The following is a 10,239-nucleotide window of genomic DNA, read 5'->3' on the forward strand; positions in this document are numbered from 1 at the left end:
CATTGGCTGGATAATCACATTACAGAGAACCTATCACAGATGAAATTTTGGCTAAATTTAATTTCGGGCGCTTTCTTTACCCCAGCACTATGGGCGGCTCCAGCGCCACTAAACCAAGAACTGGCCTACAGATTAGTCGAGTCTCTAACTGTAGAGGTTGGTCCTCGCATTGCAGGCAGTGAAGCCGATCGTCGAGCTGTTCAATGGGCGGTCACAAATTTACGACAACTTGGTTATGACAAAGTATGGACTGAAGAATTTGAGATGCCGGGCTGGACTCGTGGCCAAGCCAAACTGGACGTAGTATCTCCTTTTGCTCAGCCTTTTGTCTTAACCTCATTAGGGGGCTCAGTTGGTACACCAGTTGATGGCATCACAGCAGCTGTGGTGATGTTCGATAGTATTGAAGCGCTGGAAAAAGCAGATAGCGCTGCTGTGAAAGGTAAAATTGTTTTTATTAACAAACCGATGACGAAAGATAAATCTGGTTCATTTTATGGTCAGGTGGTCGCAGCCCGCTCCCGTGGAGCGGTGGAAGCAGCAAAATTAGGAGCTGTCGCTATAGTCATCCGTTCTGTAGGCACCAGCAACAATAGGTTTGCTCATACAGGCACCATGAAATACGACGAGACCATCACTAAAATTCCGGCTGTCGCTATTTCAGTACCTGATGCACAGAATCTGGCAAAAATGCTGAAACTGTCGCCTAAAGTAGAATTAAAATTACAAATGGACAACCAGCTACAAAAGGCCAGCAGCCATAATGTGATTGCCGAAATCACAGGAACAGAAAAGCCGGATGAAATAGTGCTGATCAGCGGTCATCTTGATTCATGGGACCAAGGCACTGGGGCATTAGATGACGGTGCAGGTGTAGCTTTAGCTATGGCGACTGGTGCGTTGATTAAACAAAAAGCTACACCTAAACGCACCATCCGCGTTGTGCTCTATGGCAATGAAGAAGGTGGCTTATTAGGAGCCAGGGCTTATGCAGCAAAACACCATAATGAATTAGCCAAACATGTATTAGCCGCGGAATCTGATTTTGGTGCTGGTCCTATTTGGCAAATTGAAAGTCGTTTTGGTGATAAAGCACTGCCCTTTGCCAAAGAGTTACAGCAAAAGTTAGCTCATTTGAATATTGCGCTGGGAGGCAATACGACCTATGGCGGTCCTGATGTTTCAGTACTAGCTCAGGCTGGTGTACCTGTGGTCGCATTGTCGCAAGATGGCACCGATTATTTTGATTATCACCACACGCCAAATGACACGCTGGACAAAATAGATCCCGATTCATTAAAACAAAACTTGCAAGCTTGGTTAATAATGACCGAAACTGTGGCCAATAGCTCAGTTAACTTACGTCACTAATGGCCAAGCAACTCAAAAAGGCCTCGCTTTTAAGCGAGGCCGAACGACAAAAACTACTAAAAAAAGCTGGCAATAAAAAGCCTCTCACCCAAGCTCAGACATCTGCCGCTACGCGCCCTCCAGCCACTGTGTCATCGCGTGTCGAAAATCGCTCAAGTAGCGAAGAGCATACAGAGTCTCCCATTGGCAGCAATACAAAAATATGGTGGAGTACTGCAGTACTGTTTTTTATCATTTTACTTCTGACACCAAAACCTGCACTACTTGAATACCAAAGTGCAGGTCTCACCACCCAAAGCATTTATATGCCAGGCTGGTTTGGTAAACCAGGGATTATTCTTGATACCAATCAACGTGCAATATTGGCTGAGGAAGAACAAAGCCTGTATTTATGTTTTGAAAGTAAGACCAATGAGCAGTGTGCTAAATATCAACTGCGAAAACAGCAGGGACTCGTATCTGCTGTCTTATTCTGGCTTTCATCACTCTGAACCTGATTCATCAGGAGTGACTACGCCAGCAAATCCGACATAACCACAGTTGTATACCCAGCACCAGTAATATCATTGCAGAGGGATAGACTAAGTAGGTCGGGGCAAAATTAAATAACAATGCCCCACTAGTCAGATAAATAAAAGGTTGCAGTTCATAGAGCCAAAACGGAACGCCCCCCTGATCTTTAAATTTAATGCCATAAGGACTGCGGCGCTTCTCGGTACGTATTACCCAGACTATAGCGCCGATAAATGTGAGCATAACTCCAGACAAAGCAGCAGCCCAGTGCGGCGACCACAAAACAGTTTGCGAACCACTGACCACGTAAAAATAAGGTAAGGTTTCATAAAGCCGTTCAGGAAGCATCATGCTCTCCTTACAGATATAAATGTTAGTTTAAGCTTAGAGCAATCCAGATTTTTTGACAAAAAATAAACAAATCTTAAACGCTTGATACATATTACTTGTGACCTATTACGCTCAATTAGAAAAACTTATAGCAGAGCACTGCACCTTAAAATTTGAGGAAGTATATAATGCAATGCCCGTTTAACCTAAGCTGGAGTAGTACGAATGCATGACGAGGATCTGGATTTATTTCTACAGGAAATGGCAGGAGTAAAACGCTTAAATAAAGATGCTGTTGCCGATCTGAATGGTGAACATAATCCAAGTCTGGCACAACTTGCCCGGCGTAAAGCCGCAGAGCAAGAAATGGAATACGATCCAAACTACCTCTCCATGGAGTATGTTGACCTTATTGCTCCAGACGATGTGATTGCCTATAAAAAGGACGGTGTGCAGGATGGCGTTTACAAAAACCTGAGGCTGGGTAAATACCAAATGGATGCCACTCTGAATCTGCTGGGTAAAACTCTTATCGAAGCCCGTGCTGCTTTATTTAGCTTTATTGCCGATTGCCATCAACGCGGTATAAGAACTTTGCTAATCCATCATGGCATGGGGCGCGACAGCAAACCTCACCCAGCCATATTAAAAAGTTACTGTTTTAAGTGGCTACCACAGATAGCAGAAGTTTTGGCTTGCCATACAGCTTTAAAAGCTCACGGCGGCTATGCAGCCACTTATGTGCTACTACAGAAAAATGCAGAGCAAAAACGTGAAAATCGCGAGCGGCATCAGAAAAAATAACAAATACCCCCACAACGTGGGGGTATTTGATTTCGTACTATCCTTCGACGGATAGTTCTTGTTGTGAATAAAAAGTCACTTGTGTAGCTTCAGCCTTTGTTAAAAAAGCCGACAATGCCATTAATAACACCAAAATGGCGATTGCAGTAAAGCCAAGACCGCGACTGGACGCTTTACGCATACAAAACCTCAGACTAAAAAATATTGTTATTTTTCTTGCTTTTTGTGGATCTTTAAAAATCCAAAACCAGTGTAGACAACTTGTTGTTTAGTTACAAGATTTACGACTGATTTTCTGATAAAGAGACTAGCGGCGCCAAAACTCTACTCGTTGTCTAGATTTTTAGCTGCCAGTTTTGGTTTTTCGCCGCGAGTTTCTGCTGTAAAGCAGCGATGGCTTGACGGGCCGCTTCTTGCTGCAAACTATAAAACTGTTGCTGGTATTCAAACTCAACGGCTTGGCTATGCACTTTACACTCTAATAGCTGGCGCATAGAGCTTTTGGTTTGTCTCACCAAAGCTGTGGGAACAGCAGCCAGATCAGCAGTCATAGCCAGGGCTCGAGGGAACAATTGCTCTGCGGCTAGCACTTCTTTCACTAAACCATACTGCCAGGCTTGCTCTGCGGTCAAACGCTCAGCGCAAAACAACATAGCCATGGCTTGTTGCCAACCAACTAACTGTGGTAGTAACCAGCAGTGTCCCCCTCCGGGATGTAAAGCTAGTTGAAAAAAACGACTATCAAACCAGGCCTCTTTACTGGCTAAACGAATATCACAGACCATAGCCAGGTTCATTCCGGCACCAACGGCAGGACCATTGACCAAAGCTATAGTAAGTAACGGACAATCTGCAACCTGACTAAAAGCCTGGTACAACTCTTTAAGCTCGGTCCCATCGCCATCTACGGCATGTTGCAGTACAGCCAGATCGGCTCCAGCACAAAAAGCACGCTCTGTCCCCATAACACATAAGACTTTTAATTCGTCATCCAGACTAAGCTGCTGTACAGCTTCGGCTATCTGTAAAGCCGTTTCAGGTGTTAATAAATTACGCTTTTCAGCAGCTGTCAGTTGTAATAACGCGACATGCCCATGTTTTTCAATAATGAAACTACTCATTAGTAGCCCCTTTCTCTGTTGACCAGATGCTTTAAAGGTAGCCCATTTATAGTGCGTTGATAATTTTCAACAATCTGATGAATTGCGGTCTCCACCTTTGTCACTGCTGAACAGTGCGGGGTCAGCAATATAGCCGGATGTTGCCAATAAGGATCTGTTGCAGGTAAAGGCTCTTCGCGAAATACATCCAGACAAGCGGCCTCTAACTGGCCTGAATTGAGAGCGGCTAATAAAGCTGCATCATCCACTATGGCACCGCGGGCCACGTTGATTAAAATTGCGCCTTTTTTAAAACTAGAAAAACGCTCCGCATTTAAAAAGTTCGTGGTTTCAGGGGTTAGGGGTAATAAGCAGATCACTAAATCAGCAGCCGAGACTGCTTCATGAAAGCCTGTTACACCTGCATAACAGCAAACACCATCTAACTGCTTTAAACTACGCGACCAGCCATGGATCTGGTAACCTTGCTGCTGAAAATACTGCGCTGCGGCCTTACCCAGTTCACCTAAACCCAAAACACAAATCTGCTTTATCAAGCGTGGGCTTTTTGGTTTCCATAGTTGTTGTTGCTGCTGACGCTGAAATAGATCCAGCCTTAATTGATAATGCAGAACTATGCCTGCCAGATAATTTACCATGGAGGATGCCAGAGCTGGGTCAACAATACGGCTTAACGGCAGGTCAGGCAAAGTAGGATCAGACACAACACTGTCCACTCCGGCACCAAAAGACTGCAGGCTTTTTAAATTACTTAATCCAGACAACGAACCTTTCGGTTGCTTCCATACAACAGCCATCTGCACTTGCTCTGGTGCGCTGTAATCAGGCCATTGCTGGATAAGAACGCCAGGCAATAACGCATTTAGCTGTGCAACTAAAGAATCTAACTTACGATCGGGGATCACCAAGGCTATCGACATCTGTTCACCAAAGCTTCAAGTTTTCGTCATATCACTGACACGGGTTCAACTCATTCTAACCGAGCCTGAAGAACCAAGGCCAACAATTCGCAGGAGCTTTGTATGCTGCATTGTCGAACTATCTTCTTGTCTGACATTCATCTGGGTAACAAAGATTGTCAGGCCACCTATCTGTTGAACTTCCTCAATCAAACCAAAGCTGACACTATTTACCTGCTGGGCGATATCCTTGACCTCTGGGCTATGCAAAAACAAGTATGCTGGAGCCCGGAGCAAAATGCAGTGATCCAAAATCTGCTGGCCAAAGCCGACCAAGGAACTGAAGTCATTTATATTCCCGGCAACCATGATGAGGAGTTCCGTCATTGGGCTGGTCGTCAGTTTGGTACTATAAAACTGCAATTACGCGGCTGCCACACCACTGCTCTTGGCAAAAAGCTGCTGCTGTTACACGGCGATGAGTTCGATAAAGAAGTCAATTTTGGTCGCTTTCACGCTTGGTTGGGTGACAATTTATATGACTTTTTATTGTTTTTAAATCGCTGGAGTAACCGTATTCGCCGGGCTTTAGGCGGACGCTATTTTAGTCTGGCAGCCTTTATCAAAAGCAGAGTCCCGGGAGCTCAGCAGGCCATAGCCCGCTACAGAGATGCGGCAGTCGCCAAAGCTAAACGTAGTGGTTTTGATGGAGTAGTTTGTGGTCATATCCATCACCCGGAAATCAGCCTGCAGGATGGTATTATTTACTGCAATGACGGCGACTGGATTGATAACTGCACGGCATTGATAGAGCAACAAGATGGTTCATTAACCCTGTACCATTGGGCAGAACAAAGTCATACTTTAGCCGCTATGCCAATAGCTGTGCCGGCGGAAGAACAACCAGCTCAAAGCAAAGTAGCCTGAGGCCTTTCGCATTTGAAATTACAGCTTTGTGGACAGCGATCACATCCCCAGTCACATAGTGAAGCTATGCATCTGGGGTTTCACTCACTTGTCGCCCGTCTGCAACTTCAAGTGTTGGCAACATACAGAGCCAGCTCTGATTAAAACTTCTACAAAAAGCCATAAATCTGACGCATTTTTGTCATGTTAACCCCCTACTCTCAACACAGCGAATGGTTCTTACAGAGATAAAGCTATGATCAGTGTTGACCAAATGATGCAGACGCATCTGCCAAAACTCGAACAAAAACCCTGGTTAGCCAAACCGGTCAAAGGGGCCTTACGCCAACTCTTACACGAACAGGAATTTGTCGCCTTTGCCAAACGTTACCCGCATTTGCAGGGTATTGAGTTTGTAGAACAAGTGCTTGATTACTTTAACTTTGCTTATGCCGTTCGCGATAACGAAGTCGAACGTATTCCGAGTACTGGTCGAGTCGTGATTATTGCCAACCACCCGATAGGATCGTTAGATGGCTTAGCTCTGATTAAGCTGGTTCGGGATATACGTCCTGATGTTAAAGTTATAGCCAATCAGCTATTGATGGCGGTTGAACCTCTGCATTCTCTGCTGTTGCCCGTCAACAATATGAGCGGTGGTACAGAACGTAGCCGTATTGACCGTATCAGCGATCATCTGGCGGCTGAGGGTGCGTTGATCTTATTCCCAGCAGGTGAGGTATCGCGTTTAAAGCCAAACGGTATCAGAGATGGCAAATGGCACGGCGGATTTTTACGCTTTGCGATGAATGCCAAAGCCCCTATCCTGCCTATCTATATAGATGGCCGCAATTCTGCGATCTTTTATGGCGCTTCGATGATTTATAAACCCCTTGCCACTATGCTGCTGGTTCAGGAGATGTTTAACCAAAAGCATAAAAACATAGCGATGCGTATAGGTGAACAAATTCCTTATGACAGTTTTGCCCACCTTCAGTTAGAAACTCAGGCCAAGGTAAAGCTGTTCAAAAAGCATTTGTATCGTCTTGCAAAAGACAAATCACCGCTGTTTAAAACTCAAACGGCGATAGCCCATCCCGAAGATCGTATTTTACTGAAAAAGGCTGTGGAAGCTTGCCCTCGGTTGGGGGAGACTAGTGATGGTAAACAAATTTACTTATATCAGTATCAACAAAGCTCGCCTGTACTGCGTGAAATTGGTCGCTTGCGTGAAATTGCTTTTCGGGCTGTAGGCGAAGGCAGTGGTCAGCGCCGTGATATCGATCAATATGACAGTTATTATGAGCAGCTGATTTTATGGGACAAAGACGACTTAGAAATAGTGGGTGCCTATCGTTTCGCTAATACGGCTAAGGTGATGAAAGACAAAGGCATGACAGGGTTATATACAGCATCTTTGTTTCAATTTAATCAAGCTATGACACCTTATTTGGATCAGGGGCTGGAACTAGGTCGTAGCTTTGTACAACCACGTTATTGGGGCAAACGTAGCCTGGATTATTTATGGTACGGCATAGGCGCTTACTTAAAACAAAACCCGGATATTCGCTATTTGTTTGGTGGTGTTAGTCTCTCCAATAGCTACCCTAAGGCTGCGCGGGATTTAATGGTGTACTTTTACAGCCTGTATTTCCACTGCCCCGAACAAAGCGCTGTACCCAATGTGCCTTACGAACTGCCGATGGATACCTTAAGCCAGCTACAGCAACATTTTAGCGGTGATAACTACAGTCAGGATTTTGTCCAGTTAAAGCATTTACTGGCCAATATGGGCGTTAGCATCCCTACATTATATAAACAGTACAGTGAACTGACTGAACCCGGTGGTGTGCGTTTTCTGGCTTTTGGTGTAGACCCGGATTTTTCAGATTGTGTAGACGGCTTAGTGCTGGTGGATATGACAATGCTGAAAGACAATAAAAAGTCCCGTTACATGCCTTAAATACTATCAAACCTGAACTCGGAATAAGCCGTGAAACTGAATAGACATCTTTTCGCGCCTCTGTGAGTTGCTCCGTCTAGCCATAGCTTGCTATGGCTAGACGGAGCGCCTTGAGATCCACAAAAATTTGTGCATTCAGTCAGCANGACGGAGCGCCTTGAGATCCACAAAAATTTGTGCATTCAGTCAGCAAAGACTTTGGTTGCTTAACGTAATAATTTTACTTCGTTAATTTAATTCATTAAATCGAAAAAAGTCGGCACTCATTATCCCGAGTTCAGGTCATCAAACATTAATGACGACAAAAGCCTGTTGATTCGGGCTTTTTTGTTTTTGAAGTCTGCATTTGTTGTTTTAAATCAATAAAACTGACAAAGCCCAAGCAAAGCCCCCCTGATTATTGATCTGGGGCAAAGTTTCACGGCAGCAGAAGCGCAGAATGACGCCAGTTTCTTAAGTTAAGGATCATTCTGATGAAAACAAGTTATAAAACAATCGCCTCTTTGCTATTCGCAGTCTCTGCTGCACCTGCCCTGGCTAATTGGTCAGTCAATGTTGGTGCTATTACTGTTGCACCACAGGACTCCAGTAGTCACCTGAATGTAGTAGAAACTGTGGCAGGTTTACCGGCCAATTCCACAGAGTTGGCTGTAAATAACAATACCCAGTTGGGCATTACTATCGACTATCAACTGAATAAAAACTGGACCATAGAGCTGATTGCGGCTACTCCCTTTAGCCATGATATCGAGGTGAAAGGATCAGCTATTAATGGTTTACCTATAGGCAGCACTAAACATTTGCCACCTACTCTATTAGCTCAGTACCACTTTGACTTGGGCGATAGTAGATTTGATCCTTTTATCGGCTTAGGTTTGAATTATACTAAGTTCTTTCAGGAAGAAGTATCAAGCGAACTAGTCAGCACCCTGCAGGCTCTGAATGTTACGGATGCAAATGACAAAGTAGAGCTGAAATTAAAAGATTCACTGGGCCTTGCCATGCAGGCAGGTGTCAATATCAAGCTTGCCGACAACTGGAGCGCTCATCTGATGCTGAGCAAAATGGATATCGAGACTGAAGGTCGGGTGCAGGTCAATGGCACTACTATTCAGTCAGTCGATGTGACCATTGACCCTTACGTCTGGATGGTCGGCGCTCGTTACTCCTTTTAAGTTATAATCCTCAAGCTGGTTCCGGGTGGCTTTTGAACGCGACCCGGAGCTATTTAACCAAAGCCCAGGTCGGTCAGGATTCGACAGCTAATTTATCTAGATAAGGCTGAGGTAGATCGAACTGAATACCAATAGATAAGCCACGTTCTTCCAGTCTGGAGTTGCGAACTTCTCCCTGAATGTGCTGGTCAATACCTGTTTTTTCACACTCTATATGTAAAATTATAGGGGCCAGATTTACTTTACTGCCCTGATGAGAAGGGTCAAACAGAAAACGGCAGCCTCCGCTGGATACATCAATAACGTGGCCACGGAAACTACGGGCATGCTGAACTACTTCAAGATTTAAACGCACTGAAGCAGGAATAAAAATACTATTGCGTCTCTGAGTCCGCAGGGCACGGCGTTGGATCTCGGCTGGAAAGCTAATCACCACTAACTTTTCCGGAAACCTCATCAGTTGTAATAATTCAGATTTAAACGCAAAACACTCACCAACTGAATCTTCCACCAGGAAACGGCAAACGACCATCAAACCATTAATAAAAAACCTGTCAGGTAAGCTATCGTCATCAAGCCGGAACAGCACATATTTACCTGCTTTATAACCCACCAGCTCGCAGCTACAACGGCTTTTTCGTTGATCCAGTAATTCCAGATCAAAACGCTGACCAATTTTGACATGTGACAACCATTCTCTATTGTCATGCGGTTCGGAACTCACAGCTAACTGCATACCTTATCCTTTAGTACCTTGCGACGTCTTGTCAGCCATCTCGCTTAGTGGGGGTTAGTAAAAAGAGTTAGAGCTAGAGTGTGTAAAAAATTAACACGTCACGCAAGAACAAAATGAAAATAACTGCACATACAATAAAAACGAATGGTTTATTTCAAACCTTTGCCAGCTAACACGCAGTGGAGATCCGCAGTGCCATTGAGTGATTATTTGGTGAGAAAACAGCTCCTCTTTTTAACCCACTATCTTAATGATTAAAACCTATCCAGAAAATTAGACACTCATTATTCAGAGGTCAGGTTAGCTTTCCGCAGCGCAAGGAATAGAAACACCATGATCGCTAAGCTCTGTTTTTACTGAAGTTAGTTGTATCTTTGGCGATAGTTATGAAAAGTAAAGAATCCACCTTCTGAAGAAGGTG

Annotated in this window: 11 protein-coding genes; 6 read left to right on the forward strand and 5 right to left on the reverse strand. The window is 44.5% G+C overall.

Annotated features, from left to right (window positions below; all coding sequences use genetic code 11):
• Nucleotides 1–39 precede the first annotated feature (39 nt).
• Both EMM73_RS17605 and EMM73_RS17610 read left to right on the forward strand, forming a co-directional pair.
• Nucleotides 40–1,371 (forward strand): M20/M25/M40 family metallo-hydrolase, encoded by a 1,332-nt coding sequence (locus EMM73_RS17605; protein WP_127688112.1) that lies wholly within the window; start codon nucleotides 40–42, stop codon nucleotides 1,369–1,371.
• Nucleotides 1,371–1,862 carry a hypothetical protein gene (locus EMM73_RS17610; RefSeq protein WP_127688113.1) on the forward strand — a complete coding sequence of 164 codons (492 nt, stop codon included), beginning with the start codon at nucleotides 1,371–1,373 and terminating at the stop codon, nucleotides 1,860–1,862. The genes EMM73_RS17605 and EMM73_RS17610 overlap by 1 nt, the downstream gene beginning before the upstream one ends.
• 10 nt (nucleotides 1,863–1,872) lie before the next feature.
• Here EMM73_RS17610 and EMM73_RS17615 read toward each other — a convergent pair whose 3' ends face one another.
• Nucleotides 1,873–2,235 carry a hypothetical protein gene (locus EMM73_RS17615; RefSeq protein WP_127688114.1) on the reverse strand — a complete coding sequence of 121 codons (363 nt, stop codon included), beginning with the start codon at nucleotides 2,233–2,235 and terminating at the stop codon, nucleotides 1,873–1,875.
• Nucleotides 2,236–2,439: 204 nt separating this feature from the next.
• Between EMM73_RS17615 and smrA the strand changes: the two genes are divergently transcribed.
• A complete protein-coding gene (smrA, locus tag EMM73_RS17620; RefSeq protein ID WP_127688115.1) occupies nucleotides 2,440–3,018 on the forward strand; it encodes a DNA endonuclease SmrA in 579 nt (192 codons plus the stop codon).
• 37 nt (nucleotides 3,019–3,055) lie between these two features.
• Here the strand turns inward: smrA and EMM73_RS20105 are convergent, their stop codons facing one another.
• The 3 genes from EMM73_RS20105 to EMM73_RS17630 all read right to left on the reverse strand — a co-directional run bounded on the left by EMM73_RS20105 (nucleotide 3,056) and on the right by EMM73_RS17630 (nucleotide 5,059).
• A complete protein-coding gene (locus EMM73_RS20105) occupies nucleotides 3,056–3,199 on the reverse strand; it encodes a hypothetical protein (RefSeq protein WP_186435284.1) in 144 nt (47 codons plus the stop codon).
• Nucleotides 3,200–3,353: 154 nt separating this feature from the next.
• The gene (locus EMM73_RS17625; protein ID WP_127688116.1) at nucleotides 3,354–4,139 is read right to left on the reverse strand and encodes an enoyl-CoA hydratase-related protein; all 786 of its coding nucleotides are present in this window, start codon (nucleotides 4,137–4,139) and stop codon (nucleotides 3,354–3,356) included.
• Nucleotides 4,139–5,059, reverse strand: coding sequence for a 2-hydroxyacid dehydrogenase (locus tag EMM73_RS17630; protein WP_127688117.1), 921 nt, complete (start codon nucleotides 5,057–5,059; stop codon nucleotides 4,139–4,141). The genes EMM73_RS17625 and EMM73_RS17630 overlap by 1 nt, the downstream gene beginning before the upstream one ends.
• A 102-nt stretch (nucleotides 5,060–5,161) precedes the next feature.
• Here EMM73_RS17630 and EMM73_RS17635 point away from each other — a divergent pair, with 102 nt between their 5' ends.
• From EMM73_RS17635 to EMM73_RS17645, 3 genes are all read left to right on the forward strand, one after another.
• Nucleotides 5,162–5,965, forward strand: coding sequence for a UDP-2,3-diacylglucosamine diphosphatase (locus EMM73_RS17635; protein ID WP_127688118.1), 804 nt, complete (start codon nucleotides 5,162–5,164; stop codon nucleotides 5,963–5,965).
• Between the two features lie 235 nt (nucleotides 5,966–6,200).
• Entirely contained in the window at nucleotides 6,201–7,907 is a 1,707-nt protein-coding gene (locus tag EMM73_RS17640) for a GNAT family N-acyltransferase (RefSeq protein WP_127688119.1), read from the forward strand.
• 473 nt (nucleotides 7,908–8,380) lie between these two features.
• Nucleotides 8,381–9,082: an OmpW/AlkL family protein gene (locus EMM73_RS17645; RefSeq protein ID WP_127688120.1), complete on the forward strand. Its 702-nt coding sequence runs from the start codon at nucleotides 8,381–8,383 to the stop codon at nucleotides 9,080–9,082.
• Between the two features lie 73 nt (nucleotides 9,083–9,155).
• Here EMM73_RS17645 and EMM73_RS17650 read toward each other — a convergent pair whose 3' ends face one another.
• Nucleotides 9,156–9,818 carry a PilZ domain-containing protein gene (locus EMM73_RS17650; RefSeq protein WP_127688121.1) on the reverse strand — a complete coding sequence of 221 codons (663 nt, stop codon included), beginning with the start codon at nucleotides 9,816–9,818 and terminating at the stop codon, nucleotides 9,156–9,158.
• Between the last annotated feature and the right edge of the window lie 421 nt (nucleotides 9,819–10,239).

Source organism: Rheinheimera sediminis, from assembly GCF_004005375.1.
In the GTDB taxonomy this organism is placed as follows: domain Bacteria; phylum Pseudomonadota; class Gammaproteobacteria; order Enterobacterales; family Alteromonadaceae; genus Pararheinheimera.

What these genes read in the sequence shown, in the direction of transcription:
- smrA (WP_127688115.1), top strand. Translation starts at nt 2,440, where the DNA reads ATGCATGACGAGGATCTGGATTTATTTCTACAGGAAATGGCAGGAGTA.
- EMM73_RS20105 (WP_186435284.1), bottom strand. Translation starts at nt 3,199, where the DNA reads ATGCGTAAAGCGTCCAGTCGCGGTCTTGGCTTTACTGCAATCGCCATT.
- EMM73_RS17630 (WP_127688117.1), bottom strand. Translation starts at nt 5,059, where the DNA reads ATGTCGATAGCCTTGGTGATCCCCGATCGTAAGTTAGATTCTTTAGTT.
- EMM73_RS17645 (WP_127688120.1), top strand. Translation starts at nt 8,381, where the DNA reads ATGAAAACAAGTTATAAAACAATCGCCTCTTTGCTATTCGCAGTCTCT.
- EMM73_RS17640 (WP_127688119.1), top strand. Translation starts at nt 6,201, where the DNA reads ATGATCAGTGTTGACCAAATGATGCAGACGCATCTGCCAAAACTCGAA.
- EMM73_RS17605 (WP_127688112.1), top strand. Translation starts at nt 40, where the DNA reads ATGAAATTTTGGCTAAATTTAATTTCGGGCGCTTTCTTTACCCCAGCA.
- EMM73_RS17625 (WP_127688116.1), bottom strand. Translation starts at nt 4,139, where the DNA reads ATGAGTAGTTTCATTATTGAAAAACATGGGCATGTCGCGTTATTACAA.
- EMM73_RS17610 (WP_127688113.1), top strand. Translation starts at nt 1,371, where the DNA reads ATGGCCAAGCAACTCAAAAAGGCCTCGCTTTTAAGCGAGGCCGAACGA.
- EMM73_RS17635 (WP_127688118.1), top strand. Translation starts at nt 5,162, where the DNA reads ATGCTGCATTGTCGAACTATCTTCTTGTCTGACATTCATCTGGGTAAC.
- EMM73_RS17650 (WP_127688121.1), bottom strand. Translation starts at nt 9,818, where the DNA reads ATGCAGTTAGCTGTGAGTTCCGAACCGCATGACAATAGAGAATGGTTG.
- EMM73_RS17615 (WP_127688114.1), bottom strand. Translation starts at nt 2,235, where the DNA reads ATGATGCTTCCTGAACGGCTTTATGAAACCTTACCTTATTTTTACGTG.